Source organism: Sphingorhabdus buctiana (genome assembly GCF_042680825.1).
Taxonomy (GTDB): domain Bacteria; phylum Pseudomonadota; class Alphaproteobacteria; order Sphingomonadales; family Sphingomonadaceae; genus Sphingorhabdus_B; species Sphingorhabdus_B buctiana.
This window is the reverse complement of record NZ_JBHUEL010000011.1, coordinates 323,544-348,585: the sequence shown is the minus strand read 5'-3', so window position 1 is coordinate 348,585 and position 25,042 is coordinate 323,544. Positions and strand designations below refer to the sequence as shown.

Below are 25,042 nucleotides of genomic sequence, written 5' to 3'. Positions count from 1 at the left end.
TAATAAATTCAGATACTTATATGGTTTCGGGCAAATTAACCTCCTTTGCTCCTGTAAGATTTATCGACATTCTGACGGCCGCTTCGCATGAAGTTGGTAACCGCGCTGACGTCGTTCGTCGAAGCGTTGGTTTACATCCGTAATCGATCTGACTACGCCTGTAATCGAAGATGGGGCAATGTAGATAAGGTGATTCTGGATGTCTGAACGCATCAGCGAAGCGGAACTGGCGGTGATGGAGGTGCTGTGGGAAGAAGCACCATTGACCGCAACGGATGTTGCAGGTCGGGTTGCCCGCCAGCGTGACTGGTCCTTGGCGACGGTCAAAACCCTTTTGTCGCGCCTCGTTGCAAAAGAAGCCGTCGGCCATCATCTCGACGGGCGCCGCTTCCTCTATTCGCCACTGGTCGAACGCGATGCCTATGTGACGCGCGAATCGCGCCGCCTTGTCGACCGCTTTTTCGGGGGCAGGCTCATGCCGCTGGTGGCGCACCTCGCCGAACAGCAAAGCCTGAGCGACGATGACATAGCCGAAATCGAAAAGCTGCTGAGGGAGATGAAATCATGACGGAGTGGCTGAGTGACACTTTGCTGGCGACCAGCGCATTGCTGCTGCTGGTGCTGCTGATCCGTACCCCGGTTGCGCGCCATTTCGGCGCTAGCACTGCTTATTTCCTTTGGGCTTTACCCGCTGCACGGCTCTTCATGCCAACACTGACGCAGGAAGTTCGCCTGCCAGCACCGGTAGCTGTTGATACCACCAGCGATGCAGGGGGCATATCGGCTTCGGTTGCCGTAGATGCGGGCAACGCAATCGCGAGCGGCCCGGTCGTTGATTGGACGCTGGTGGCCATCACCCTTTGGCTGGGTGGTGCTGCCTTGCTCTTCATCGTGCAGATGTACCGGTACGCGGCCATGCGGGAAGAATTGCTGAGCGATGCCCGCGAAATCGACATGATCGATGGTATTCGCATCATCCAGACCGATCGTATTGCCGGTCCGCTCGCATTCGGCTTGTTCAAACGTTATGTCGCGGTGCCGCGCGAATTTACCCGCACCTTTTCACCACGCGAACGCGAACTCGCGCTTGCACATGAACTGGCCCACCATCGCGGTGGAGACCTGTTTGCCAATATGGCCGCCTTCATTTTCCTGTGCCTGATGTGGTTCAACCCGCTGGCATGGATGGCATGGAGCGCTTTCCGCTTTGACCAGGAAGCCGCGTGCGACGCACGCGTTGTTGCTGGCGCTGATGCATCCACCCGCCAAAGCTATGGCCGTGCCTTGGCGCGCACCGCCACCGAAGGCTTGCCCGCCTTCGCAATGGCGCTGAACAATCCAAAGACAATAATCCAGAGATTAAGGAGACTGATGATGAACGAGACCAGCAAGGGACGCCGACTGTCCGGCAAGCTGGCGATACTGGCCGCAACGGCCATCGCGCTGCCGCTGACCGCCACCGTGGTTCCGGTGTTCGCGCAAGCCGAACCTGCTGCCGAGGCTCCGGCGGAAAAGAAGGTTGAGCTGCGAAAGCACAAGGTAATCGTCGTGAAAAGCACCGATGGCAAGGATGTGACCGTCGATGTGTCGGGCGATGCGGAGACGCCGTTCGTCAAAAAGATCGAAAAGGATGGCAAGACCATCATCCTGCGGTCGAACAAGGAGCTGAGCGAGGCGGATGTCGAGAAGATGGTCGCCGAAGCCGAGGCGTCGCGCGCGAAAGCCGAATGGAGCGTAGCCGAGGGTGAGCGCAACAAGATGGTGAAGCGCGTGATCGTGCATTCGTCGGCGGATGGTGCGCAAGCGCATGCCATTCGCATGATGGGTGACACCGAAAAGATGGTCGACGGAATGAAGATTGCCGCGCTCATCCCCGAAATCGACATTGCCGAATTTAAGGGCAAGTGCGAAGACGGCCAGCCGGTGACGACCAATGTCGAAGGTTCGGATGGCAAGAAGCAATCGCGTGTCCGCATCGTATTGTGTGGCAAGGGGCAGGCGAATATGGCCCGCAAACATGCAATCCAGGGGCTGAAAGAGGCACGCGACGAAATCAAGTCCGATGGTGAAATGCCCGCCTCGGTGCGCGATGATGTTCTCAAAAGCCTCGACCAGAAAATCGAGAAACTTGAAAAGCAACTGAAGGACGATGGCGCTGCCAGTGGGGATGCCTGATCCGCTGCGATCGATTTCCACGACAAGTTAAGCTTGAGTTTGAAGGGGCGGGTTGTTCAATCCGCCCCTTTTTCATTGCCCAGCGCCGTTCGCACTACCATATAGGCCGCATGAGCGACTGGCCCGACAGCATCCAAGCAGGCGAAACCGAACAGCACGAACCGCTGGTTCGCCGCGTGCTTGCACCCAATCCATCGCCCTATACCTTCACAGGTACCCAGACCTGGCTGGTTGGTGCTGGAAGTGAAATTGCAGTCATCGATCCGGGTCCAGCCGGAAGCGGCCTCAGCATCGGCGATCCGAAGGACATGAATGGCGAAGGCCATGTCGAGGCAATCATGCGCGCCGTGGGCGATGCAAAAGTTACCGCGATCCTGTGCACCCATACGCATCGCGATCATTCGCCTGCCGCTGCTCCATTAAAGGCGCTGACGGGCGCTCCGATCATTGGCTGTGCACCTTTGGCGATTGCCGACGATGGCCCACGTGCCGACAGTGCCTTTGATCCCGACTATGCACCCGACCGCATCCTTTCGGATGGTGAACAGATTTCGGGCGAAGACTGGACGATCGAGGCGGTGGCAACGCCGGGCCATACCAGCAACCACCTTTGCTTCGCTTTGCTTGAAAGCGGCGCGCTGTTCACCGGCGATCATGTGATGAAATGGTCGACCAGCGTCGTTTCGCCACCCGACGGCGATATGGCGGCCTATATGGCGAGCCTGCAAAAACTCTATGAACGCGAGGATCGCGTTTATTACCCTGCACATGGCCCCGCTGTTGAAAATCCCAAACAGTTGGTTCGCGGAATGATCGGCCATCGGCGGATGCGCGAACGGCAGATACTCGGCCTGCTCGAAACCGGTCCGCAATTGATCCCCGACATGGTCACCGAAATGTACAAGGGCCTCGACACGCGGTTGAAAGGTGCGGCCGGGCGATCGGTGCTTGCGCATTTGGTCGATCTCGAAAAGCAGGGTCGCGTCACACTGGCTGGTGAGGCATGGCAGCTGGCGGCGTAAGCCACGAAGAGCTGCGCAATTGGGCCATGCGCGGTGCTGCGCTGGCGGCGCCGATATTGTTCATCCTTGCGGTCTGGTGGGCGATCGACGGTTTTCGCTCGCTGCGCGATGGACCTTCACCGGATACAGTCGCAAGCGCCAGCCTGAAAGGACTGCGCGAGCAGAACCGGCTTTCCGCCTTTGCCGCCAACTATGCTGCGGTCGTGACGAGCGAACAGCGGCGCTTTGGCCTTTCCGCCAAAAAGACGCTGATCATGCAGGGGTTGGTGCGCTATGAAGTCGACCTCGGAAAGCTTGAGGAAGGCGATGTGCGGTGGGACGCAGCTACCGGAACGCTTCGCGTCAAAATTCCTCCGATCGAAACTGCGCCACCGCAAATCGACCTCAAGACCATCCAGGAATATGGCGAAAATGGCATTTTGCGGACATTTACTGATGTTGATGATGTGCTTGATGATGCCAATCGCGACAAGGGACTCGCGGAATTAACGCGCCAAGCCAATGGACCGGTACCGATGCGGTTGGCGCGCGATGCATTCAAGCGCGCGATCAAGCAGAATTTCGAGGCCCCGCTGCGCGCAGCCGGGCTGGATGCCAAGGTCGAGGCCTATTTTGCCGATGAACTGGGCGGCGATGTCACCACCCGCTGGGATGAATCGACGCCGCTCGAAGAGATTGTGAAATAATTCCACACCCGCTTGCGAGACAGGGTGGGCGGGCATAAGGACGGTGCCAGTCCCCCTCATCCCTCTGCGCGTCAGAGGAGAAAAGGAAGAGCCATGAACGCCCCCTCCCGTGAAAACCTTGCCGGTATCGACCTGCTCGCCGAAATCGCCCGGCTGAAGAAAGAGCGCAACGCGGTCATCCTTGCGCATTATTACCAAAAGCCGGAGATTCAGGATCTGGCCGATTTCGTTGGCGACTCGCTCGAACTGTCGCGCCGTGCAGCGGAAACGGATGCGGATGTCATCGCCTTTTGCGGTGTGAAATTCATGGCGGAAACCGCCAAGATATTGTCACCGGAAAAAACCGTGATCCTGCCCGACATGGCTGCTGGCTGCAGCCTTGAGGATGCATGCCCTCCGGGGCGTTTCAAAGCCTTCCGCGAGGCGCATCCTGATCATATCGCGCTGACCTATATCAACTGCTCGGCCGAGGTGAAGGCGCTGTCCGACATCATAGTCACCAGCAGCAGCGCCGAAACCATCCTAGCGCAAATTCCCAAAGACCAGAAAATCATCTTTGGCCCGGATCGGCATTTGGGTGGTTACTTGTCTCGCAAGTTCGGGCGCGAGATGCTGCTCTGGCCAGGTGTGTGCATCGTGCATGAGGCATTTAGCGAAACCGAACTGCTCAAGCTCAAGGCGCAATATCCCGGCGCGCCGGTTGCCGCGCATCCCGAATGCCCGCCGCACATCATCGACCATGCCGACTATGTCGGCTCGACCAGCGGCATTCTCAAATATGCCAAGGAAGTTCCCGGCGACACGGTGATCATCGCAACCGAACCGCATATCATCCACCAGATGGAAAAGGCGCTGCCGGAGAAAAATTTCATTGGCGCACCGGGAGCCGATGGCAACTGCGCGTGCAACATCTGCCCATACATGGCGCTCAATACGCTCGAAAAACTCTATCTCGCGCTGCGCGATCTGCAGCCGCAGGTCGAGCTTGAAGAAAGCGTGCGGGTAGCGGCCAAGAAAAGCCTCGACCGGATGCTGGAGATGGCCTCCAAAACTGTCGGGCAGGGCGATTTGGGCCGCAAGGACCTTGCCTTTCCGAACGGCTGAACGCGGCTCTGGTTGAGGGAAAAAGAATGACGACCAGTTTCGATTTGCCGGGTTTTGATGTCGCAGAGTTTGTGCGCGCCACGCTGGCCGAAGATCTCGGCCCGAGCGGGCGCGACGTCACTTCGGAAAGTGTCATCCCCGCCGACATGCATTTCGCCGGTGTGATGGATAGCCGCGATGCGATTATCGTCGCCGGCCTTCCCATTGCGGCAGCGTTTTTTCGGCACCTTGATCCGGATATAGAGATCGAAATGCTGGCAGCGGACGGGCAAAGCGTTGGAGCCGGGGCCGACTTGATGCGTATCCGGGGCAAGGCACGCGCGATGCTGACGGCGGAGCGTTCTGCGCTCAATACCGTGCAGCATCTTTCGGGCATAGCCACGCTTACCCGGCGCTATGTCGACGCAATTGCCGGAACCGGCTGCACCTTGCTCGACACCCGCAAGACCATTCCCGGCCTTCGCGTTCTAGAAAAATATGCGACTCGGATGGGTGGAGCCACCAATCATCGCATGGGGCTGTGGGATGCCGCGATGATCAAGGACAATCATGTCGCCGTTGCCGGCGGCGTAGCCGAGGCGGTACGGCGCGCCAAAGATGCCGGTGTCGAACGCATCATTCTGGAGGTTGATCGGATCGCGCAGATCGAACCGGGGCTGGAAGCCGGGGCAACGCACCTCTTGCTCGACAATATGGATGTCGATGAACTGAAACAGGCAGTTGCGCTGGTCAACGGACGCTTGCCGACCGAGGCCAGTGGCGGGGTAACGCTCGAAACCATCCGCGCCAAGGCTGAGACCGGCGTCACCTATATCTCGGTCGGCCGCCTGACGCAGAGTGCACCGGCCGCCGATATCGGGCTGGACTTCGATGTGGTCTAGGCTCGCGCTTGCGCTTCCTGCGCTTGCGTTACTGGCCACCTCAGCGCCGCCCCAGCCGGCCTTGGCGCAGGCGTGGCAATGCCGTGCCCCTGCAAATCTTTCCAGACCGACGCCCGAATATCCGGACAAGGGCGAAGTCCGACGCACCCCGATTACGGGTTATGTGCTGGCGCTAAGCTGGAGCCGCGAACATTGCCGGGGCCGCAAAAATGATCCGGCTGATGCGCTCCAATGCGGCAAAGCCATGGGAGAATTCGGCTTCATCCTTCATGGATTATGGCCACAGGGCAGCGGATCAAACCATCCGCAATGGTGCCGGAAGGCGGAGCCGCTGTCGCGCAAGGTCGTAGCCGAGAATATCTGCATGACGCCGTCCGTCAGGCTACTGCAGCATGAATGGGCCAAACATGGCACCTGCATGGCACGCAAACCCGAAACCTATTTCGGTGCGGCACGATTGTTGTTCAACGCGCTGGAATTTCCTGACATGGACCGGCTTTCGCGCGAAGGCGAACGCGAAGGCACGCTGACTGCCGGGCGGTTGGCCGAGGAATTTGCACTCCATAATGACGGACTGCCGGAAAGCGCGATCCGCATTCAAACAAACCGGCGCGGCTGGCTGGAAGAGGTGCGAATCTGCCTCGACCGAAAGTTTAAACCCAAGGCTTGCGCTCCATCCAACCGGAGTGCCTCGGCAAAAGCACAGATCAAGATCTGGCGGGGTAGTTAGCCCTCGATAATCCGGGTGCCGGGGTGGTGCTTGTCGAGATGCTTCTTGATGATGCGCAAATTCTTGCTGTTCGATCGCCACACAAGGTCAAAGGCGTCACCCACAACCGGGATGGCGCCCAGCGCGGTATCGATGCCGACATTGGCGGTCATGCGCATCAACTGCCATTTCGACATGCCAAGATTGCGCGCTTCCCATACCATATAGGCACCCATCACCGCAGTGACGATATCGCCCAGAACCGGGACCAGGCCGACCACCGAATCCAGCCCGAAGGGAATTTTGGTTCCGGGAATATGGAAACTGCGTTCGAGCAATTGTTCCATCGCTTCGACGCGCTGACGCACCGAATGCGGGTCTCGACCCATGGCGGGAAGCGATTTGGCGAGCTCGTCGAACTGGTCTTGCGATAAAGGCATAAGGCCTCCTTCATTCACCTATGTCGGTTCGCGCCCCAGATATTGCAAGGGATGCCAGCCACGCGGGTTTTGCGCAAAACCAAGCAACCCGTTCCGGACGAGCGACCAGCGCACCGGATTGGCTATGGGGATGAAGTTGCGCGTCGCTATCAATTCGCGTTCGGCTTCACCCCAAAGCCGGATCCGCTCTTCGCGCACCGTCGCCACGCGCGCGGCATCGAGCAATTGGTCGGCTTTGCTGCTGCAGATCGGGGTCGCATTGCACGATAGCTGGTCGAGATACCAACCCGGGCTTGATATGTCGGCAACCTTGTCGATCAATACCAAGTCGGCGGGCTGCGAATAAGTGACGCGCTCCGCATCAAGGCCGATCGCGGCGAGATCGCTATGGATCCGGGCGAAAGCGATCCGGCCACCCGTGCCGCGCGGCATGGCAATCCGCAAGGGCCTGACATCGCCATTGGCCGCTTCCCAAGCGGCGATCGTTGCCCTGGCGCTTTCTTTTCGTTGTGCGACATTGAGGCTCGCCCAGTCAGGGCGCGCTATTTGCTCCCGGTTCTTCAACGTTTCTGGCGCCAGCGTCAGCGTCTCGCGCCAATCAGTAATCTTGAACGAGGTCAGCAGTCGGGGGCGATCGATTGCCATGGCAATCGCTTCGCGGTTCGCGCTGTTTGAAAGAAAGGGTCCATCGGCCACAAACAGCAATCCGAAAAGACCGGGGACTGCGTCGAAACGTGTACCTGCTTCGTTGCCATCGGTTGCGGTCAACAGGGGCAGATGTTCGAAGCGCCCGTTGAGGACAAGATCGGTCTGGCCCAGTGCGAAACGGGCCAGCGATCGTGATGGACGGTGGGCGGCGAGAATCACCCGTTTATCGTCGAGTTCAATCGATCCGTCGATCTCCTCGAGGCGGTTGCGCAGGTGCATGTTGCCCGCAATCCGCTCTGCAATCATCGGCCCTGACCCATTGGCCTTGTTGATCAACCCGAACTCGGGCTGGGCAAGCAGTTCCAAAAGATTGGGTATCGGTGCGTTCAGTCGGATCTCGACGACCTTTCCAGTCATCGGCAGGATACGGTTCACATTCGCCAGTTCGCTTCCGAACCTCGATCGGCCGAGCTCATTTATCCTGCTCCGCAATGCTGCGGCGACTTCGGCGGAACTGACCTCGCGGCCATTGTTCCAGCGCGTCTTTTGCAAGCGGAAGATATAGCCAAGTTCATCGTCGGTAACGATCCAGCGTGATGCAAGCGCGGGTACGACGCGGCCCTCGGCGTCAAAGGCGACCAGACCTTGCGCGGTTGCAGTGCGCAAATAGGCGGATGCCGGTGACAGGGGCATGCGGCCCACCGCGATTTCGCGCGGGCTGTCTTCGATCACATCAACGCGCAGGCGGTTATTGTCGATGCCGCCAGAGCATCCAGCCAGCAGAGCCGTGCCAGCAAGCAAGACCAGGCCGCGCATCATGGCGCTTTCCATAAGGTGCGGCTCGGGTGGACATTGCCGGGATTATCCTGCCAGCCCTTTATGTCGGGACGTACCAACGACCTGGAGGCATAAAAATAGAGCGGCAGGATTGGCATGTCTGCGATCAATATCCTTTCTGCCTCGCGCATCAAGGCCGCTCTTGCATTGGCATCTGGCTCGGCCATCGCGCGATCAAGGGCAGCGTCATAGGACGGATTGGCATAGCCGGAATAATTCTGCACGCCCGCATCGCTGCGGTGCACGGCCAGGAAATTTTCAGGCGCAGGCAGGTCTGCAATCCAGCCTGATCGGGCAAATTGGAAATCGGCGCGCTTAAGGCTGTCGAAATGCAGCGCTGCCTCGCTGTTCAGCAGTTTCGCTTCGACCCCAAGTTCACGCCACATCGTCATCATTGCAACCGCAGCCCGCCGATGTTCGGTTGAGCTGTTGAAGCGGATTTCGAAGCGAAGCGGTTTGTGCGGGCCATAACCCGCCGCTGACAGCAATGCACGGGCACGTTCGATTCGCTGTGCGCGTGTTGCCGACGCCCATTCGGGTTTGAATGGAGAACCGCCATCAAGACCGGGGGGTAGCAACCCCCAGGCAGGGATATTGCCCGCATCGACCATTTGCCGCGCGATCCATTCACGGTCGATCGCCATTGAAAGCGCCTGGCGCACCCTGATATCGTTGAATGGCGGCTGGCGGGTATTGAAGGCAAAATAATAGGTACCAAGGAACGGAGTGTTGCGAACAATGGCCGGATAGTTTTCCTGCAGCCAGTGATGTCGCGCTGGCGTGTATTCGCCGCTGATATCCGCTCCGCCAGCAAGGATCAGGCGCATCGCGGAATTGAGGTTATCCATCGGTTTCCAGATGATCCGGCGCGATTTCGGCTGGCCCCCATGCCAGTGCGGATTCGCTTCCAGCACCAGTTGCTGGCTGAGCTTCCACTCGGTCAGGTGATAGGCACCACTCGTCACCAGCGGGCGTTCTGCCGCCCATTTCTCCCCGGCTGCGTCGATCCGATGAAAGGGCAGTGCGGCCATGGCCGGGTGCGCCAGAAGGGCGGGCAATTGCGGGAAGGGATTTTTGAGCGAGACGACGACGCTCCTATCGTCGCTTGCGCTAACGGCTTCGATGATTCCAAAAAGCGCCCCGTGCGGCGATCCGCTTGCTTCATCATTGATGCGCGAAAATGCCTTTTCAAATATCTTTGCGCGGATAGGCGTACCGTCCGAAAAACGAAGGTCGGGGCGTAACTTGAAAGTCCAGGCCTTTCCGTCGCTCGAAACGCTCCAGCTTTCAGCAAGACCGGCCTCAGCTTCTCCTTTGGCATCAAAACGGGTCAGGCCTTCGAACAGGTCTGCCGCGACGCGCGTTGATGCCAGATCGGAAACCATTTGCGGGTCAAGTCCGCGCGAATCCGCTTCCATCAGACGGACAATGGCATCGCGCGGACGGCTGGTTTCTTCGCTTTTTGGCCCACATGCGAACAGGAAAAAGGCAAGAAGCAGAACCAGCCGGTACATGGCGAAAGCCTAGGCCGTGGCTGGCGCGAGGGCAACAGTCATTGCAGAAGTTGGTGCGGACGGCGGGACTTGAACCCGCACGCCCAAAGGGCGACAGATTTTAAGTCAATGAATGAAATATTCCCGACTCTTCCCAACGCATTTTAAGTCACAGAATAATAAAGAAATTATGATAAATACCGTTCCTCAATTGTTCCCGACGCTGCCTGAATTGTCCTTGCGGGATTACACGCGAATTACACACGCTGCGATTGGACTATGTTTCATCGGCCACCACAGGCCCGCGCTTCACCAATTGCATTATGCCCAATGCTAGCCACGGCCACTGCTGCGCCAGACCAAATATCGCCGATGTGCCTGCATCTTTGTAGCCGTTGCTGCGTGACCAGCTATTTACCAGCTCGTAAAAGGCGGCGGCAGGTGGAACGAAACTTAAAACCCCAAACGCCGCAAATACGATTGCGATATTGGCAACTAAATACAGAACAATATGCCTCTCCAGAAACTTCGGCTGGAAGTTAACGGCCCCACAAAACACTGCGAAGCCGTAGGCACCGATTACGATCAAAGTAAGCAGGACCATCCCGCCAATGGCGATGGCAAGCTTGGCACCGTATTTCGCAAGCGTAGGCCCGCCCGCCTCTATGCCGATAGAACCAAGTGCGACCAAAGCTACAACGACTGCAATTACAGCCGCAACGACGGCCAGCGCCTGAGCCACGTAAATCAGAGTATGCCGGTAAGCTATTATAGCCACTCCCAGCACTATCCCGGCTGCAATCTGCAAGATTAACATCATGGCCGAACCCTCCGGCGACGACACTACGTCTATGGAGAAGGCTCATCAATGCCCCATTTGCCTTGGCGCGGACCGTGGGCAGAATAGCCATAGGTTTCAGTCTGGACCACCGCTCGACTATCACAATCCACCAGATCAAGGATCGCCACGGCCAAGGCATCCGATAGTGCATCGCTTTCATGTGGTAGCCGCTTGGCCCGCAGCAATTCCTTATGTCGGGTCAAGGCCGTTTTCAGGGTGACGGCCAACTCCACCCTAAGCATGTCGCGATTGATTCGGTGCATTCACCTATTGGAACAATATGCGAACATCTATCAAGCCATAACGGCAGCACCGCTCCGGACAACGCCTTTCAGGTATGCGAGCAATTGTCGCGTTTCAGCGGAGTAGCGCCCATGCTTCCAAGCGTTCCGATTACCCTTCGGCGCGCCGGGATTGGTTCCGCCGTGCATCCGGCATCGTTTCCTGCCCTGAACGGCTGGCGATTGGCAGGACGTTCCCCGCCGCGTTTTCGCTCCACATCGGGGAGCCTGCGCCAGTATTTCCGGCTGCATCGCATTGTTGTTGCGGTTTTCCAATTTGACCCCCCGTGTTTACAGTGTCCGCGATCACAGCCTGACCGCCCCGATTGTCGATATAGTAATGCTCCACACGCTGGACGCCGCCACGTTGTAGCTTCGCCATGGCTTCCGCTTGCATGGTGAATGTCCGCATCAGCTTTGCAGACATGTTGCCGAATGCCAGTTTTGTGTCCGTGTAATCGGTCGCGTGCATCACCTTCATGGCCCGCAATGCCGCATCATTCGTGACAAACATTTGCATGGCTAAAATGGCTTCGGCTTCATTCTTTGGACCTATGCCCGCAATGAAGGACAAGCCCGCGTTGATGTTTTCGACTGATAGCGCCCCGGCCTTGTTGAGCGTTTGGGCTAGCTGCGTGACAACGTAATTCACAAACTCCGCCGATCCACTGGCAAGAGTTGCCATCAGGCGCATGGTGTGAAGTTGCGGGTTGCTCTTGTTCAAACCGACTTTGTTATCACCGTCCAGCGCCATAACTGGCGAACGGTGCATTGCGTGAATTTCCACGTTCAGTGCAACAATCTCGTCTTGAACCTTCGCAGGCATGTCAGCCCACCCGTCAACGGTTGCTTCCATTTGCTTGCGGATTATTTCGCTATCGCCACTATCGACAACCACGACACCACTTTGCTTGCGTTCAGCTATGCTAGTTTTTTTCGTTTTTTTATTCACGGTCACTCGCCTTTCCGCTGCAATCGCACTTTTTGACCTGAGCGTCTTTGCCCGTATTGGTCCCGTATTTACGGTGTCTCGCGCCTGTATTTCACCTGCAATAACAGGGCCGCCTATGGCGTCTCCATTGTGAAGCCCGGAGGGGGAAGGGGCATGTTTGCGTTAGGGTTAGACAATCCAAACGACTGTGCATTGCCTAGCACCGGAGCCTTGTAATAGCCGGGGAACGTAGCGTGCAGGTGATCCCCCTCAACAAGCAACCGCGCCTTGGGGTAAAGCCGCTTAACCTGTCCCTTTAGCCAGTTCATCGACTTGCCCGGAGGCGGCAACAGATCGAGAGCCGAGCCAGACAGATGGCCGCTATTGCTTGCAGGATTGTAACCGCGCTTCCGCATGTCTGCCTGATACGCTTGTGAGCGATAACCAGACGTGACTTGAATGCCGGGGATAGCTTCGAGCAGATACCCATGCACATCGGACTTATCGGCAGGCTCTGCCTTTTCGTTTTTCGCCTCGCCTTTCTTCGCCGGTCCGCCAAACAGGTCAGTGCGTGCCTGCAGGCGGGCTTCCTTCACCGTCTTGCGAACAGCATCCTCGCGCGCCTCGTTGTCCATCGATTCCCATCCCGGCGACATGACCAGTTCCGGCAACCATTCGCGGGCATACTCACCAGCCTTGGCTTGATAGGCGTCATATTCGGCTGGCGTTAGTTCGCGCTCGCCGATTTTCTTGTTTGGCTTGTCAAATGTCACACCCGCAGCAAGCAGGCGCTCTATCACGGGGTCTTTACGATCAGTGGACTGCCAGACTGGCGAGATAAGGTCAGGCCCCACCCCGCCCTCGTTCTCGATAGGTTGCCCGAATATATCCCGCGCAGGATAGAGGCTATCGGATTGCCCCGGAATGCGAGCTTTGACCGCATCCAGCAGCGTTTCGCGTTCGCGCGTCACAGGGTCCATGGTGCGCGCCACTTGAGCAACGCCAGTAGGAACGGCCAGCGAGCCGCCCAGCCGGTTTATAAAGCTGTCCATGTAGCGGTCGGGGTCACTAACCGCTTCCAGCACGTCAGAGAGGCCCGACAGCCAAACCTTGTCCGAAAGGTTTTTCATGATGGACGCCGTGAGCATCAGGGCCGCTTCATCCTGTTGCTTTTCGGTCATCCCGTCCATTTTGGTTGCGAGGTCAGCAGCTACGCCCATGGTGGACGCGAAAGGGTCCATTCGCAGATACGAATAGTATTTGTCGCCATGCTTGATTGAATAAGGCTGCCAGCCATTGGCGCGCATCATTGCGGCCTTGCCCTTGTCTGAAGGAGCCGAGCCCGTAATTACGCCCTGTTGAGCCAGTTCAGCAACAGCCATCCCCGCAGCCGTGCCGACCAGCGCCTTGGCAATCGCCAAATCCCGCTTGGCTCCACCCGCCTTGAAATCGGAGCGCCATTCCTTGAGCAGAGGCGCAAGCGGCGAGCGTTCAACGGTGAATTTGAGCAAGTTGGTAGGCGTGCGGACAAACGGCAGGACCAGCTTTAGAATAGGCCAATCCTGCGTAATGCCTGCCACCTTGGAGCCGACAGGGCCTAGCGGACGCTGGAACGTCAGATAACGCCCATAATCAAGCGCGCGCTCCAGCATTTTCTCGGTGGGGTTGGCGACCAGTTCCGCAGCACGTTTCCTTGCGGCCTCACCTTTGAGGCCTTCAGATCGAGCGGTGCGGATAGCCTGCCCATGCATCTCCATCCGGCGCGCCATTGCTTTGAATAGTTCGTCTTCAGCAGTCAGGAGGCGCGAGGGAATGCGAACAACTTCACCCTTCACCCCTGAAATTGCTTTCTGCGAGGCAGACTCCACCTTGGTAACGTGGTCCGAAGGCTCTCCGGTCTTGAGGGCACGAGCAAATTCGCGCAGTCCTTCACGGACACCGGAACGCAAGCCAACCGCCCGCGCGCCAAGTTCAGAGAACAGCACACGATCTTGTTGAGCCTTTGGAAGCACTCGGCGCACCTGTCCAAGCGTTGCAGCAGTTGCATATTCTGGGAATTGGCCAAGAGCCGTCAGGCTATTCGACATCATGTTAACAACATGCGTCTGAGGTCCGGACAGCAGCGAGTTATACCACAACTCAACTAACTTATCCTTGAATTTGGGCTTGAGCGCATCACGCGACAATTCGTTTAGCTTGCCCGGTTCAATATCGGCAGCATCAACAATCGCTTCAGCGGCCTCAACAAGGCGCTTGGTGCCACCCCCGCCCTGTATCTTTGCAGCCAGCACGGAGCCGGGGACGTTGCGCGAATTGGCCAGCATCTTGAATTGCGCCAACGTGCGACCCGCTTCGGCGGTAAAGCCTGCAACTTGTTCCTGTATGGCGACATGGCGCACCCATGCCTGTTGAAATTCGGCAAGCACTTCATCGCCCGGATTTTCGAGGCGTTGCACCCGGCGCGCAAGGTTGACCAGTTCGTTGCCCGACTTCGAAAGAATTTGCCGAGCGGCCAAAGCCTCCTCTGCATTCAATGCCTGCCCCTTGCGACGCGTGAGCAGATCATCGGCGGACATGCCAAGTTCATTGGCGAGGCGTTGCGTTTCTTCCTGCGTGACGCGGCCACGAGTAGCAGCATCGAACCCGACGCGGTTATTGGTCTGGACTAGCGCCCGCTTAATATCCTGCGGTGTTTCCAGCTTGGCCAGATTGATGTTGCCCGCAAAGTCAGGCCCACCGGCTGGCCATTCCTCATAGGCCTGCACCGGGGGAGTATTAGCCTCTACATCTTCGAGCGAGACAGGCTGCCCACGATCTTCAAACAATGGACGGCCTTCCGTAGCAGCACGTTCTACATCGGTGCGCTGCGTCCGCGCAGCTTCGAAGGCGTCTATTTCGGTGTAGTCTTCAGGCAGGAAGGTGCGAGCCGTGCCGCGATATGTGCCATCCACAGCGTCGAGAAATTCGCTAACGGTTGGACGGTCTGCAAAATCGGGGAAATAGCCCGCCTCCCATGCACGTTGCGCCGCCTCATCCAGAGACAGGCCGCGCTCATTCACGACAGGACCAAAGCGCGCCTCGCCCTTGGCAAAGTCCAATTCCCGGCTCGCGTTGGTAATGCCCATGGAGGACAGTTCCCCGCCTTGATCCTGCACACCCCCTTGCGTGCGAAGCCACGTTACCAGATCGACCGGTCCGCGCTTGGGCAAGACGTTGCCAGTTGAACCCGATTGCAGATTGCGGGAGTTGAGGGCTGCAGTTTCATCCGGCGCAGCAAGTGGCGCATAGAGGCCAGCATTGGCTTGTGCCAGTTCATCGACCGAGCCGACTTCATTGGCCTGAATAGGCGTCACGTCGCTAGGCGCAATGCGCTGCCCCATGGCCTGCACTTGCCCCTCGGTAACCGGTGCCTGCATTGGCCTTGTGGTTGGACGCACATCAATCACATCCGGCTGGCGAACAGGCGCGGACTGCACAACGTCAGACTCTAGCCCTGTATTATTGAGCGCAACCGTTTCAGTTTCATCAATCGTGTAGCCACGCGGGGGAGGTGGAACATTCGCGCCACGCGGACGCGCTGCCTTGAGGGCAAGACCGCCACCAGCAAACGCCCCGATAGTTTGAGCGCCAATTCGGAGCAAAGCATTGTCAGGCGCGTAATCATTCACCGCCTCATTCGCCAGCATGGAGCCAGCACCGGCCCCCGCTTCGGTCGCCAGCGTGACGCCCGGAGCCTTTGCAGCATCGAGCATTGCATTGCGGAACCCTTGGGCTACCGGACCAGTGGCACGCACCGCCACAGGTGCAGCCGATGCAGCCAGCCGTGCCCCCGTCGCAATCGTGCCAGCGGCTGGAATAGCAGCCTGCCCCAATCCCCTCGCACCCGCTTGCGTATAGCGTTCAAGATCCGACTGCGGAGCATAGCTTGCGTCCATCTGCCCCATGTTCATCGCACGAAGCCCCGACCGGATAGATTCCGAGCCAAGGAAAGGCTTGTCAGAAACAGGAACGCCCAAAGCGTTCAGGCCCATATTCACCAGATCGACAGGCGCGCCCAGCGTATCGGCAAGCCCTTCATTGAAGGCCGCCAAATGCCTAGTAACGGCCCATTGTGGTTGAACGTCAGAGGCGGGAACCAACTGCGAAGGGGGAGCCGAGAAGGTAATGCCCTTCACGCCCTTGTCCCGCTCAGCAATCGCAAGGCGCAAATCGGATTCGTTCGGGGTTGGCACGCCAGCCTGATTGCCTAGCGCCATTATCTCATCGAATGATTTACCCGCATCGAAAGCCGCCTGCAGTGCAGAGGTGTCTTTTTCCTTCGGGTCTACTCGAACCGTTCCCGGCGCGTTGTTTGTGATGGTATCGCCAACATCGCCCGTGACGTTGATAGCTAGGGGATTAGGATAGCTGCCAGTGCGCTGGAATGTCCGGTAATCGGCAGGCGTGCGAAAGCTGCCAGCCCATGCCCCCCGCTTGTTACGGATGGCCTCATCTTGCGCCGCCTCATATTCGGACAGCAATTGCGGATTGTTCTTAACATACTCCGGCACAAGCACGCCTTGGCCTGCACGCAGCATTTCCGCACCGACATCCTTGCCGTTGTTGTTGAACGTCGCGACAGCCCGGCCATAGGTGGATTGCCCTGGCACAAAGTTGATTTCGGTTTGTGGACCAAGCTGGCTTGCCAGAAAGCCCGCAGATTGCTCGCCAAGGGGCATGACGCTGTAATCATAGCCCACGCCTGTCTGACCGCGCTCAAACGCATCCACGCCCAATAGACGGGCTTTTACGCCTGCAGTGTCGCCATCGACCGGCTTTGCCTTGATACGGGCATCCTTGGCCTTGCGTGAACGTCCGCCCCCACGCTTGGAAGGCTTGGTTTCGTCAATCGTAAAGCCTTCAGGCGGGGGAGGAACATTGCTCATTTTACAATTGCGCCCTTCTCATCGACCCAGTTGCGGCCATTCCATTGGATTTTTTGACCGTTCGGGCCGGTTGCAGTTGGACGGCTGGCACCGCCGCGCCCGCCAGAGCCCCGACGCTCCGAGACAGTGGCACGGCGTTCAGCTGTGGAAGCATTGCGGGTTCGCGTTGAAATGAGATTGTCGGCCACACGGTCGGCGCGGGCATTGTCTGCCTTGTCATCCTCCATGTCCGCTTCCAATCGATCGCCACGGTGCAAGGCTGCCAGCTGTTCCTTTGCCGTCATTGCCGATTGAAGCAGTTGGCGGACACCATCAGGCCCCGGATAGTTCGGCGGAACCATCGAACGAATATCTAGGCCCAATGGCTGCAGGCGCGATTCAACAGCGCCAAGCACGGCTTGATAGCCAGCCTCATCAGTAACGGAGCCAAGGTGCTGGATTGCAATATCGTAAGCACCATCCACGCTCTTGAGCCGGTCGAAAGCCTCATCACGTTTGGCGCTCTTGATTTTCATGGCCGCCATGGGGTCAATCTCAACCATGCGAAGAAACTCCGCATCGGCTGCATCACCATCCCCGCCAATGTAACCGGAGGCAGCTTCGCGAAAGGTCGCCTCGCGTTTGGTCTTTTCGCCCGCGCGGTAATCATCATTCAGGCGCATGGCCATTTCAGGATTTACCGGCATCAGGGCATTGATGGCCCCAGCCGGATCGGTCGCGTAAAGATTAAGCGCATTTCGCTGATCGCGTCGCTCGCGCATCTGCGTGCCCATTTCCATGCCACGATTGAAAGCCCCGCCAATATCGGTGGATTGCAGCAAGTCGTAACGAAGGCCTGATAGTGCGTTCATAAATTCCCCCTAATGAATGACCGGAGTAACCGGCGCGGTATCGACGCCAAGCAATCCGCAAATGACAGATGAAAGGGCCTGCCACCCTTCCCGGTTATCGAGCAGGACCAGCAAGCCCTCTGGCAAGTGTGTCATCTCGCGCCAGACTTGCTCAAAGTCGGCGGTTGAATTGTGGGCAATCAGGCCAGCCAGATGGAAGCCTGCAAAGTGCATCGCCTCGTCATCAGACAAAGGCCCGGGCTTTAGGCATGCCGCAAGAATTTCGCCAAGCGTTGGCGCTTGCTCCTCCGGGAAGGCTTGTGAAGTCACTGCGCCAACTCCCGGCGCAATGCAGTACGAACAAGCTCCGAGAGCGATACGCCCTCGCTTTGTGCCCGCTCCATGGCCTTTGCTAAAAGGACACCATTCACCCGGAATCTAATAGGCGTGCCTTGTATCTGTGGACGCATAACAACCCCCTAATAGGTCAGTAATGCTGTCCTACATTAGTAGGCCATTAAAGTCAAGAAAAAAGGACCGACTCGGCCCTATATATAAATTAACGCGCGCGCGTATTGGTCCTATTTCGCGCGCCCGCACGGAATGCGCAAAGCTATCCCGGCGATTGCGTATTGCCTGCGTAATAACGCTAGCGCAGCAGAGTCATTTTAAGGCCCATACAGGCACGATACGCAAAAGCCGCTGCATGACAGCCAGCAACGATGAAATAGCGCCCAGCGAGTCCCCAGCGCAGGAATATGCCCCTACTTTTGTGGTGGGGTGGGCTGTTCCGCATCGGGCTTGGGCTTGCATCCCAATTGCGTGTTGAGGCTCACGATAACCCCCATGTCAGACGATACCCCGTCTGTAAGCACAAGATTGTTTTTCAGGTCAGCCAGTATAATCTTTGGGTAGTCGCCTAGGGTGATGCCAGCCGGTGGACACAAATTCAGTTCGTTGTTGCGATACCCCACTTGGATCACGCCATACAGGTAAGTCAGGCAAGCTTCGCGGCCATCTCGGCATAAGTCTTTCAACCAACCGACAGAACCAATTTGAAACTGTGACTGCGTCATTGCGGAGGCCGCTGCCACTGGTGCAGCCGGTGCCGCTTGTGGCGTGGGCTGCGGCACATAAACGATCTGCGGCCGTGGCGGAGGGACGTAAATAGGGGCAGGTACGGGGTTCGTGAGTTTGTCCCAATTTACTTGGCGGTCCTGTTCAGTCTTACAAGTTACGTTGCCCCAATAGTCTTTGCTGCATTTGGTTGTGCTGGATTGTGCCGAGGCCACCCCGGCCATTGAAACCAAGACAATCGTCACAGCTATTCTAAGCATGGCATTTACCTCTCACTATGCGGCGAGGCTAAAGTGAAAGTTAAAGACGCGCAATCGCCTTTGCCACGATCCGGCGCACAGCTTCCGGCCGCGACAGGCTATCGCCCTGTGCATCTATCCAGCCGTCTAACGCAGCCAATTCGTCGGGAGGAAAGCGCACGCCAACCAATGTGGAGCCCACATGCGGACGGCCTCGCCCTCTTTTTCTGTTATCAGTTATTGACGCACTCATTATTTGTTGATAACAGATAATGCGAGCCGATGCAAGGATTAGGCCCCAAGCACCGGCTCTAACCACAACCCTTGATTGAGAAGGATTGAAGCTATGGAAACGACTAACCAACCAACCCCGGAACAGCAAGCATTCGCGGCATTGCTTGAGGCATACAAGGCCGAGCGCCACCACCTTATGGTCGAGGCCGATACGGAAGAAGCGGGGGACGCATCCGTTCAGCGCCTTAGCCGCATTGAAGCTGAAATGTGGAAAACCGCCGCGCCCGATCTTATGGCGGTGCTGGTGAAGTTTGAAATCGCCAACGACGACACGGAACTTCCCCCGCCAGAGGCTACGGCTTCCATCCTTGCCGACTTGCGGCGATTGAGCGGCGCAACGGTCAGCCCCATCTTCCAGCCTGACCTATGGCTTCACGAATGGGAAACGCAGGGCGGCTCCTACCTTGTCCGAGACGGTGAAGCCCTTGTCTGTGGCGACCCTACTAACTCCCGCCACCGCAGCCTTACCCGTCGCATGGAAGCCGCAAACGGAGGCGCGGCAGTGAAAGCCATGGTGCGGCAATGCTGCAAAGGCCTTGAAGCGGAGGTAGAAGCATGAGCCGCCGCCAACAAATTCGGGGAGGCGCTACGGCGCTTCCCTTGTCACTCATCAGTCAAGCAATCCCCATGCTCTCCCGTCACGAATTAGCGGCCCTCACAGAGCGATTGATTGACCGGCTGGACGCACTGGACGGAGACCCCGACCTTGAGGACAACTGCGATCAGGAGGCAATTGACGAGCGCGAACCCGACAGCCACGACGCAAGCGGCGACTGGCTGGAAGACCAACGCTTTGCCTTTGTCGCGGGATGCAGCCCCGTAAACGTCGAGGCGCAAGCCTTCCGATAATCAGCTACCAGCACCAAAACCAAACGACCGGCCCCGCGCAATGTTGGGCCGGTTTTTTATTGGTGGAACCGCCGATATTGCCCGATAGAAAACGGCAACAGACTGAGCCAATTTAACTCTTCTTGCGCGGCGTGGTTTTTCTTTAAGTTCCAAAAAGTAACCTCAAAACGTGACCACATATGGAGAGATTGTGGAGGTAGGTGGGGGTTGTAGGGTTGGATATGTGACCTTTGAGTCCTTCAAACCAATTTGAGCCGCGCAATCGTGCATCACTTCCTCCAATTGGGCCGATTTTGAGGCCGGGACCAAAAAGGAATCGTGAACGGGAAGGCCCACAACACCATTAGCTAGTAGTTTTTTCAAAATTGCCGCCGCCAAGTCGCTATCCTTGCGCATCAGGCGCGCCCCAGCATCCTTATGAAAAAATTCTGCGACAGGCTGATGCCTGCCCTTGATGTCGGATATTAAATTTTTGGCGCTGGCCAATCGGCCCCGCATGTCATGGCCCATGAACGCGAGCATTTCTCGGCTATTCGCAATAGCACCAAGAGCCGCTTGAAATGTTTTCGCGTTGATAAGCGTCAGGAACGAACGCTTGACCAGATCGCGCGGCCAAGGTTCGATAGCGTAACTGTCATCTGGTGGCGTTGCCCCGACTTCCGAATAGAGCATTGCCGCATGTAAGGTTGCGAAATCCAATTCAGTTGTGGCTTCACCATTAATCGTTACGAATTGGCGCTCTAGCGACGGAATATTCTGCCAGCTGCGACCACACGCATAAAAGCGCCCGCCCCTCGACATCTCTTTATTAAAAATGCGGACTAAGGCCGCATCTAGCCTACGCCCATCGCCCGACAGGATAGCGGTCGAAGCTATGACTTCGTTTAACTCCCAAAGTTGGCGCAACATGCGCCCAACTTCCCGACAGGGCGGAACGACTATAGGCCTTCCGTCTTTGTCCCTAAGTTCGATAGGATAGCGCGGCAAATCTAAAGGCAACCCGTCGCTCATTCCGGCTATGGATTCCAAAAACTCATTGGTTCCGGCCATAGCGGATTGCCAGCCTCGGCACCCTGGCATTTGCTTATTGTCGGTAATCAGACCCTGAGCGCCCATGAAGTCAACGGCCCCGACCACTTTGCGGTATGACAAAAGCGGGTGATTTTTTCGATCATCGTAATGCGACCGCGAGCGGGAATAGCTAACCATCTGGTAATATAGGAAGGCGTCAAGCAACGCCATGGCAATGGCCGCCCCTGTGGCGTCCAAGCCATACATTTCCCGAAGGATTGGCCAAACCCCGCTCGTTTCAAATCGAACCGATAGTGGAATGTCCCGCTCATCTTGCGGAAGAAAGCGCATCAGGAGAGCAGATCGCCTTGCGGGCTATCAACTTTCGGCGCGAACTGCGGCAGGACATAGGGCGAGATATTCACCCGATAGCCGCCCATGCGTCGCGCGTTCAGTTTCACCAGCTTTCCGGCTTTCATCAGGCTGGAAAGCCTAGCGCGAACCACATCAGGGCGGATTGCATCGCCTACCGCGTCCGAAGCCTCCTGATAGGTGACACCCTTGTTCCCTGCCTTTGTTGCAAGACTAAGCAGCACAGCCTCTTGCGTTTGCTTGGCAGGCGCAGCAGCCTTTGCCCCATCGCGGCTGGCTTCGCAGTTGCGGCGATAGCCGGGACCCTTTGGATAATCGTCTAAGTTGTCAGTCATCAATGCCCCCATTGGTAAAATCAGGAAGACCAGCACGGTCCATCAACTGGGCTAACCAGCGCGCTTGCGGCTCCGTCAGTGGATCGTCATTCGCCAGCAATTGCCCTGCAAATTGCGCGCTACGCCGGTTAAGTTTGGTTCTGCCTTCGCGGTGAGCGAGCAGCAGGGCGAAACCCGCATCAGCAGGCGTTCTGATTTCAATTTGCATGGCCATTCCCCTTGAACATCCACCCGCGTTCGCGGTGCAGACGTTCCGCAGCCTCTTGCGCGAGATGCAGGCTCGAATAGGTTGAAGGTAGCCCCGTCCCCTCTGGTGGAACCGGCTGGACAATGAGCCGGACGAAGCCGCGCTCCTGTTTGATCGTGACGGTATGGCTACCCATTGCGATCACCGTTGGCACGGCGCTTGCGGCGCTCCATGTCCCATCGCGCCAGTGAATTGGACAACCCCACGGCACACCGCCGCGCGTTGTCGCGCTCGCTAGGCTCTATTGGCAAGCCAGCAAGTAGGGCCTCAATGCCCCGATCTCGAACTGTAAGTGTTTGTCTCATTCATCGCTTCCCTAACTTTGCGGAAGCGGCGCAAGACCTTGCGTAAACCGGTGCTTATGGTTATACTCGCAAGGCCAGACCAAGGCCGCTTACGCGATTGAAGCCAGATATTCCGCCCCGTATGGAATGTCTGGCTTTTGCTTTCAGGCAAGAGCAACCGCAGGCACTAAAGGCTTCTCACCCCGCGCCATTGCCCGCACTTCATCCCAATCGTAGAAAACACGCCCGCCGACATTGACCGGACGCGGACCAATGCCCTTGCACTTCCAGCTTGCGAGCGTTTTCGCAGATCGCCCCAAGGCAATCGCGGCATTTACCCTGTCCACCCTGTTGTCGGGGAAGACCCGCACCTTCAGCATTTCAACATTGTCAGCAAGCATCGCAACTATTCCCTTTTCGTCTCAACAATGCGATACATATAGCAGATGTTCGTATTTTAGGCAATGTTTGGACGCATAATTATGAGTAGCGATAAAGGGCCTGTCAGGGGAAGACCCCCAAAAAGCGCGGAAGAGCGTCGGATTCAGGTCAATGTCCGGTTGCTTGTTGCGGATAGGGAGAGGCTACAAACATTGGCCACCGATTCGGGGCGACCGCTTGCGAGCGAGGCTGAAAGCATTTTGGCAAAGCACCTATCGCGCCGCAAAGAGACCAATGCTTTGCTCGATAGAATAGCCGACCGAATTGCAGAACTTGAGGAACAGGCGCACGGCAAATGGCATAAAAATCTGAAGGCTTGGGCCGCAGTCAGTGAAATGCTCGCGCGCGTCATTGAGGACGACAAGCCCGAGAAGGTCAAGGACGACGAGGTGGTGCAGGAAGTCCGAGACAGGCTCAATGAGCATGAGCGATTGCGCTTAACTGCCGTTGCGTTGCTGGCAAATCTTGGCGTGTCTATTCGAGTTGACCCAAAGCCTGCGCCTTTGCTTGGCTATAAACACCGACGCGGCATATTTGGTCGGAGTCAGCCAGAGCCGCAATCGTCAAGGCTTTGGGAACAGGCCGCAATAAATGCAATGCCCGATGGCAAGGCGAAAGAAGAATGTCAGGATTTGTTTAGCTCAGTCCTGAAATTGGACGCGGCAATTAATCAGCTGGAGGCCGAAGAGGCCGAGGCTATGCGCCCATTGATTGAGGCCGAGCAGGAAGGGCGAAGGCTCGTTACTCCGCCCAATGCCTTGCTGGGGTTGCTGGCAACTTCAAACATCAATCCAAATGCCTTCAGGGGAAGGCTTTATGAGTTGCTGCCCTCTCAATTTGGCGAGGAAGAGAAGGAAGGGAGTAAAGACTAATGGCAAAAACCTTCGCCAAGCTAACCCGCCCCGCAATCCGCAACCTTGAAATAGGCAAGCGCATTGCAGAGCATGGCATTGTTGCCGAGCGCACCAGTGCAGGCGACGTCCGTTATTCAATCAACATTATGGCAGACGGCCAGCGCATCCACCGCGTTATCGGAAGGGAAAGCGAAGGCGTAACACGAAAACAGGCAGAGGATGCCATTGAGGCACTTAGGACCAGAGCGCGGGAAGATCGGCTGGACCTTGCCCCCAAACGCAAAACGCACCGAACCTTTAGCGAAGCCGCCACCGAATATCTTACCACGCTTGAAGCCACCACAGGGCCACAGGACAAAGGCTTTGCCGACATAGCGAACAAGCGCCGCAACCTTAATCAGCATCTTGTGCCAGCCCTCGGAGCGCACCGGCTGGACAAGCTGACAGACTTTGCAGTGAAGGGTTATGCGAAGAAGCGCGTTGCGGATGGAGCCAGCCCTTCCACTGTCAACCGCGAATTAAGCACCCTGTCCCATCTATTCCGCCGCGCGGTGAAATGGAAATGGTTGAAAGCCGAGGATTGCCCTACGATTGAAAAGAGCGCCGAGGCACAAAAGCAAATCACCATCCTGTCACCAGAGCAGCAGCAGGACCTATTGCGCGCTGCGATAACCGACCAAGACCCGCAGGGCTGGCTATTCGTTGCAATCGGATTGAACGCCGCCATGCGGCACAGTGAAATCTTGCGCATCCGGCTTGACCAGATCGATTTTGCGAACCGGCGAATCTATGTCCCATTGGCAAAGGCAGGGCAGCGCATCCAGCCAATCACACCGAGCCTTGCCGACATGCTGGCCAAGGAACGCGACCAGCGCGAGGACCAAAGCGGCTGGCTGTTCCCTGCAACCAAGAGCAACAGCACCACGCCACACCGTCAGGCAATGACAAAGCAGTTTCTGCGAATAGTGAAACGGGCAGGCATGGACCCCGCCAAGGTAACGCCCCACGTTATGCGCCATACTGCAATAACGCGGCTGGTGCAGGCCAAGGCAGACTTGCCGACAATCCAAAAGATCAGCGGCCACAAAACCCTAAGCGCCCTAATGCGATATGTTCACATTGCAGGCGCTCACATCGATGAAGCAATTGCTGCCATCGACATAGGTTTACCGGAACCGATTACACAGGAACTACACACGGCCCCAAAACCAGCCGACCGGAAAGCGGCTTAGTTTC

At 57.3% G+C, this 25,042-nt stretch carries 27 protein-coding genes and 1 tRNA gene; 11 read left to right on the top strand and 17 right to left on the bottom strand.

Annotated features, from left to right (window positions below):
• The first annotated feature begins 199 nt into the window (after positions 1 to 199).
• The 7 genes from ACFSAG_RS14265 to ACFSAG_RS14235 all read left to right on the top strand — a co-directional run bounded on the left by ACFSAG_RS14265 (position 200) and on the right by ACFSAG_RS14235 (position 6,598).
• On the top strand, positions 200 to 568 hold the full coding sequence (locus tag ACFSAG_RS14265) for a BlaI/MecI/CopY family transcriptional regulator (protein ID WP_374614286.1): 369 nt from the start codon (positions 200 to 202) through the stop codon (positions 566 to 568).
• Entirely contained in the window at positions 565 to 2,175 is a 1,611-nt protein-coding gene (locus ACFSAG_RS14260) for a M56 family metallopeptidase (protein ID WP_381516125.1), read from the top strand. Before ACFSAG_RS14265 ends, ACFSAG_RS14260 begins: the two co-directional genes overlap by 4 nt.
• A gap of 110 nt (positions 2,176 to 2,285) precedes the next feature.
• Positions 2,286 to 3,197 carry an MBL fold metallo-hydrolase gene (locus ACFSAG_RS14255; protein ID WP_381516122.1) on the top strand — a complete coding sequence of 304 codons (912 nt, stop codon included), beginning with the start codon at positions 2,286 to 2,288 and terminating at the stop codon, positions 3,195 to 3,197.
• Positions 3,179 to 3,883, top strand: coding sequence for a DUF4230 domain-containing protein (locus ACFSAG_RS14250; RefSeq protein WP_381516120.1), 705 nt, complete (start codon positions 3,179 to 3,181; stop codon positions 3,881 to 3,883). The genes ACFSAG_RS14255 and ACFSAG_RS14250 overlap by 19 nt, the downstream gene beginning before the upstream one ends.
• A 93-nt stretch (positions 3,884 to 3,976) precedes the next feature.
• Positions 3,977 to 4,987: a quinolinate synthase NadA gene (nadA, locus tag ACFSAG_RS14245; protein WP_374614294.1), complete on the top strand. Its 1,011-nt coding sequence runs from the start codon at positions 3,977 to 3,979 to the stop codon at positions 4,985 to 4,987.
• Between the two features lie 26 nt (positions 4,988 to 5,013).
• Positions 5,014 to 5,868, top strand: a complete 855-nt coding sequence (gene nadC / locus ACFSAG_RS14240) for a carboxylating nicotinate-nucleotide diphosphorylase (RefSeq protein WP_381516117.1) — start codon at positions 5,014 to 5,016, stop codon at positions 5,866 to 5,868.
• Between the two features lie 61 nt (positions 5,869 to 5,929).
• Positions 5,930 to 6,598, top strand: coding sequence for a ribonuclease T2 family protein (locus ACFSAG_RS14235; RefSeq protein WP_381516114.1), 669 nt, complete (start codon positions 5,930 to 5,932; stop codon positions 6,596 to 6,598).
• Here ACFSAG_RS14235 and ACFSAG_RS14230 read toward each other — a convergent pair.
• From ACFSAG_RS14230 to ACFSAG_RS14175, 12 genes are all read right to left on the bottom strand, one after another.
• Positions 6,595 to 7,017, bottom strand: coding sequence for a DUF4112 domain-containing protein (locus ACFSAG_RS14230; RefSeq protein WP_374614300.1), 423 nt, complete (start codon positions 7,015 to 7,017; stop codon positions 6,595 to 6,597). The two genes, ACFSAG_RS14235 and ACFSAG_RS14230, sit on opposite strands and share 4 nt — an antisense overlap.
• Positions 7,018 to 7,035: 18 nt before the next feature.
• A complete protein-coding gene (locus tag ACFSAG_RS14225) occupies positions 7,036 to 8,484 on the bottom strand; it encodes an ABC transporter substrate-binding protein (RefSeq protein WP_381516111.1) in 1,449 nt (482 codons plus the stop codon).
• Positions 8,481 to 10,016: a peptide ABC transporter substrate-binding protein gene (locus ACFSAG_RS14220; protein ID WP_381516109.1), complete on the bottom strand. Its 1,536-nt coding sequence runs from the start codon at positions 10,014 to 10,016 to the stop codon at positions 8,481 to 8,483. Before ACFSAG_RS14220 ends, ACFSAG_RS14225 begins: the two co-directional genes overlap by 4 nt.
• 51 nt (positions 10,017 to 10,067) lie before the next feature.
• Positions 10,068 to 10,156: transfer RNA gene (locus ACFSAG_RS14215), tRNA-Leu, on the bottom strand.
• Positions 10,157 to 10,272: 116 nt separating this feature from the next.
• Positions 10,273 to 10,815, bottom strand: a complete 543-nt coding sequence (locus tag ACFSAG_RS14210; RefSeq protein WP_381516106.1) for a hypothetical protein — start codon at positions 10,813 to 10,815, stop codon at positions 10,273 to 10,275.
• A 29-nt stretch (positions 10,816 to 10,844) separates the two neighbouring features.
• Positions 10,845 to 11,099: a hypothetical protein gene (locus tag ACFSAG_RS14205; RefSeq protein ID WP_381516104.1), complete on the bottom strand. Its 255-nt coding sequence runs from the start codon at positions 11,097 to 11,099 to the stop codon at positions 10,845 to 10,847.
• Between the two features lie 30 nt (positions 11,100 to 11,129).
• Complete coding sequence (locus tag ACFSAG_RS14200; protein WP_381516195.1) at positions 11,130 to 11,369, bottom strand: HGGxSTG domain-containing protein; 240 nt, start codon at positions 11,367 to 11,369, stop codon at positions 11,130 to 11,132.
• Between the two features lie 813 nt (positions 11,370 to 12,182).
• Positions 12,183 to 16,973 (bottom strand): thermonuclease family protein, encoded by a 4,791-nt coding sequence (locus ACFSAG_RS14195; protein ID WP_381516101.1) that lies wholly within the window; start codon positions 16,971 to 16,973, stop codon positions 12,183 to 12,185.
• The gene (locus ACFSAG_RS14190) at positions 16,970 to 17,824 is read right to left on the bottom strand and encodes a hypothetical protein (protein WP_381516098.1); all 855 of its coding nucleotides are present in this window, start codon (positions 17,822 to 17,824) and stop codon (positions 16,970 to 16,972) included. Before ACFSAG_RS14190 ends, ACFSAG_RS14195 begins: the two co-directional genes overlap by 4 nt.
• Positions 17,825 to 17,833: 9 nt before the next feature.
• Positions 17,834 to 18,133, bottom strand: coding sequence for a hypothetical protein (locus ACFSAG_RS14185; RefSeq protein WP_381516095.1), 300 nt, complete (start codon positions 18,131 to 18,133; stop codon positions 17,834 to 17,836).
• A gap of 434 nt (positions 18,134 to 18,567) precedes the next feature.
• Positions 18,568 to 19,104: a hypothetical protein gene (locus ACFSAG_RS14180; RefSeq protein ID WP_381516092.1), complete on the bottom strand. Its 537-nt coding sequence runs from the start codon at positions 19,102 to 19,104 to the stop codon at positions 18,568 to 18,570.
• Positions 19,105 to 19,180: 76 nt separating this feature from the next.
• A complete protein-coding gene (locus ACFSAG_RS14175) occupies positions 19,181 to 19,321 on the bottom strand; it encodes a hypothetical protein (RefSeq protein ID WP_381516089.1) in 141 nt (46 codons plus the stop codon).
• A 144-nt stretch (positions 19,322 to 19,465) separates the two neighbouring features.
• Here ACFSAG_RS14175 and ACFSAG_RS14170 point away from each other — a divergent pair, with 144 nt between their 5' ends.
• Together ACFSAG_RS14170 and ACFSAG_RS14165 are read left to right on the top strand one after the other, a co-directional pair.
• Entirely contained in the window at positions 19,466 to 19,972 is a 507-nt protein-coding gene (locus ACFSAG_RS14170; protein WP_381516086.1) for a hypothetical protein, read from the top strand.
• Positions 19,969 to 20,262: a hypothetical protein gene (locus tag ACFSAG_RS14165; protein WP_381516083.1), complete on the top strand. Its 294-nt coding sequence runs from the start codon at positions 19,969 to 19,971 to the stop codon at positions 20,260 to 20,262. The genes ACFSAG_RS14170 and ACFSAG_RS14165 overlap by 4 nt, the downstream gene beginning before the upstream one ends.
• Before the next feature lie 162 nt (positions 20,263 to 20,424).
• Here ACFSAG_RS14165 and ACFSAG_RS14160 read toward each other — a convergent pair whose 3' ends face one another.
• The 5 genes from ACFSAG_RS14160 to ACFSAG_RS14140 form a co-directional block, all read right to left on the bottom strand.
• The gene (locus ACFSAG_RS14160; protein ID WP_381516080.1) at positions 20,425 to 21,624 is read right to left on the bottom strand and encodes a hypothetical protein; all 1,200 of its coding nucleotides are present in this window, start codon (positions 21,622 to 21,624) and stop codon (positions 20,425 to 20,427) included.
• Positions 21,624 to 21,980, bottom strand: coding sequence for a hypothetical protein (locus ACFSAG_RS14155; RefSeq protein WP_381516077.1), 357 nt, complete (start codon positions 21,978 to 21,980; stop codon positions 21,624 to 21,626). Before ACFSAG_RS14155 ends, ACFSAG_RS14160 begins: the two co-directional genes overlap by 1 nt.
• A complete protein-coding gene (locus ACFSAG_RS14150) occupies positions 21,973 to 22,188 on the bottom strand; it encodes a hypothetical protein (protein ID WP_381516075.1) in 216 nt (71 codons plus the stop codon). The genes ACFSAG_RS14155 and ACFSAG_RS14150 overlap by 8 nt, the downstream gene beginning before the upstream one ends.
• On the bottom strand, positions 22,178 to 22,363 hold the full coding sequence (locus ACFSAG_RS14145) for a hypothetical protein (protein WP_381516072.1): 186 nt from the start codon (positions 22,361 to 22,363) through the stop codon (positions 22,178 to 22,180). Before ACFSAG_RS14145 ends, ACFSAG_RS14150 begins: the two co-directional genes overlap by 11 nt.
• Before the next feature lie 312 nt (positions 22,364 to 22,675).
• Positions 22,676 to 22,912, bottom strand: coding sequence for a DNA-binding protein (locus tag ACFSAG_RS14140; RefSeq protein WP_381516069.1), 237 nt, complete (start codon positions 22,910 to 22,912; stop codon positions 22,676 to 22,678).
• Between the two features lie 192 nt (positions 22,913 to 23,104).
• Here ACFSAG_RS14140 and ACFSAG_RS14135 point away from each other — a divergent pair, with 192 nt between their 5' ends.
• A complete protein-coding gene (locus tag ACFSAG_RS14135) occupies positions 23,105 to 23,824 on the top strand; it encodes a hypothetical protein (protein WP_381516066.1) in 720 nt (239 codons plus the stop codon).
• Positions 23,824 to 25,038, top strand: a complete 1,215-nt coding sequence (locus ACFSAG_RS14130) for a tyrosine-type recombinase/integrase (RefSeq protein WP_381516063.1) — start codon at positions 23,824 to 23,826, stop codon at positions 25,036 to 25,038. Before ACFSAG_RS14135 ends, ACFSAG_RS14130 begins: the two co-directional genes overlap by 1 nt.
• Positions 25,039 to 25,042: the final 4 nt, after the last annotated feature.

What these genes read in the sequence shown, in the direction of transcription:
- ACFSAG_RS14265 (WP_374614286.1), top strand. Translation starts at nt 200, where the DNA reads ATGTCTGAACGCATCAGCGAAGCGGAACTGGCGGTGATGGAGGTGCTG.
- ACFSAG_RS14260 (WP_381516125.1), top strand. Translation starts at nt 565, where the DNA reads ATGACGGAGTGGCTGAGTGACACTTTGCTGGCGACCAGCGCATTGCTG.
- ACFSAG_RS14255 (WP_381516122.1), top strand. Translation starts at nt 2,286, where the DNA reads ATGAGCGACTGGCCCGACAGCATCCAAGCAGGCGAAACCGAACAGCAC.
- ACFSAG_RS14250 (WP_381516120.1), top strand. Translation starts at nt 3,179, where the DNA reads ATGGCAGCTGGCGGCGTAAGCCACGAAGAGCTGCGCAATTGGGCCATG.
- nadA (WP_374614294.1), top strand. Translation starts at nt 3,977, where the DNA reads ATGAACGCCCCCTCCCGTGAAAACCTTGCCGGTATCGACCTGCTCGCC.
- nadC (WP_381516117.1), top strand. Translation starts at nt 5,014, where the DNA reads ATGACGACCAGTTTCGATTTGCCGGGTTTTGATGTCGCAGAGTTTGTG.
- ACFSAG_RS14230 (WP_374614300.1), bottom strand. Translation starts at nt 7,017, where the DNA reads ATGCCTTTATCGCAAGACCAGTTCGACGAGCTCGCCAAATCGCTTCCC.
- ACFSAG_RS14225 (WP_381516111.1), bottom strand. Translation starts at nt 8,484, where the DNA reads ATGATGCGCGGCCTGGTCTTGCTTGCTGGCACGGCTCTGCTGGCTGGA.
- ACFSAG_RS14220 (WP_381516109.1), bottom strand. Translation starts at nt 10,016, where the DNA reads ATGTACCGGCTGGTTCTGCTTCTTGCCTTTTTCCTGTTCGCATGTGGG.
- ACFSAG_RS14210 (WP_381516106.1), bottom strand. Translation starts at nt 10,815, where the DNA reads ATGATGTTAATCTTGCAGATTGCAGCCGGGATAGTGCTGGGAGTGGCT.
- ACFSAG_RS14205 (WP_381516104.1), bottom strand. Translation starts at nt 11,099, where the DNA reads ATGCACCGAATCAATCGCGACATGCTTAGGGTGGAGTTGGCCGTCACC.
- ACFSAG_RS14200 (WP_381516195.1), bottom strand. Translation starts at nt 11,369, where the DNA reads ATGCAGCCGGAAATACTGGCGCAGGCTCCCCGATGTGGAGCGAAAACG.
- ACFSAG_RS14195 (WP_381516101.1), bottom strand. Translation starts at nt 16,973, where the DNA reads ATGAGCAATGTTCCTCCCCCGCCTGAAGGCTTTACGATTGACGAAACC.
- ACFSAG_RS14190 (WP_381516098.1), bottom strand. Translation starts at nt 17,824, where the DNA reads ATGAACGCACTATCAGGCCTTCGTTACGACTTGCTGCAATCCACCGAT.
- ACFSAG_RS14180 (WP_381516092.1), bottom strand. Translation starts at nt 19,104, where the DNA reads ATGGCCGGGGTGGCCTCGGCACAATCCAGCACAACCAAATGCAGCAAA.
- ACFSAG_RS14170 (WP_381516086.1), top strand. Translation starts at nt 19,466, where the DNA reads ATGGAAACGACTAACCAACCAACCCCGGAACAGCAAGCATTCGCGGCA.
- ACFSAG_RS14165 (WP_381516083.1), top strand. Translation starts at nt 19,969, where the DNA reads ATGAGCCGCCGCCAACAAATTCGGGGAGGCGCTACGGCGCTTCCCTTG.
- ACFSAG_RS14160 (WP_381516080.1), bottom strand. Translation starts at nt 21,624, where the DNA reads ATGCGCTTTCTTCCGCAAGATGAGCGGGACATTCCACTATCGGTTCGA.
- ACFSAG_RS14155 (WP_381516077.1), bottom strand. Translation starts at nt 21,980, where the DNA reads ATGACTGACAACTTAGACGATTATCCAAAGGGTCCCGGCTATCGCCGC.
- ACFSAG_RS14150 (WP_381516075.1), bottom strand. Translation starts at nt 22,188, where the DNA reads ATGCAAATTGAAATCAGAACGCCTGCTGATGCGGGTTTCGCCCTGCTG.
- ACFSAG_RS14145 (WP_381516072.1), bottom strand. Translation starts at nt 22,363, where the DNA reads ATGGGTAGCCATACCGTCACGATCAAACAGGAGCGCGGCTTCGTCCGG.
- ACFSAG_RS14140 (WP_381516069.1), bottom strand. Translation starts at nt 22,912, where the DNA reads ATGCTTGCTGACAATGTTGAAATGCTGAAGGTGCGGGTCTTCCCCGAC.
- ACFSAG_RS14130 (WP_381516063.1), top strand. Translation starts at nt 23,824, where the DNA reads ATGGCAAAAACCTTCGCCAAGCTAACCCGCCCCGCAATCCGCAACCTT.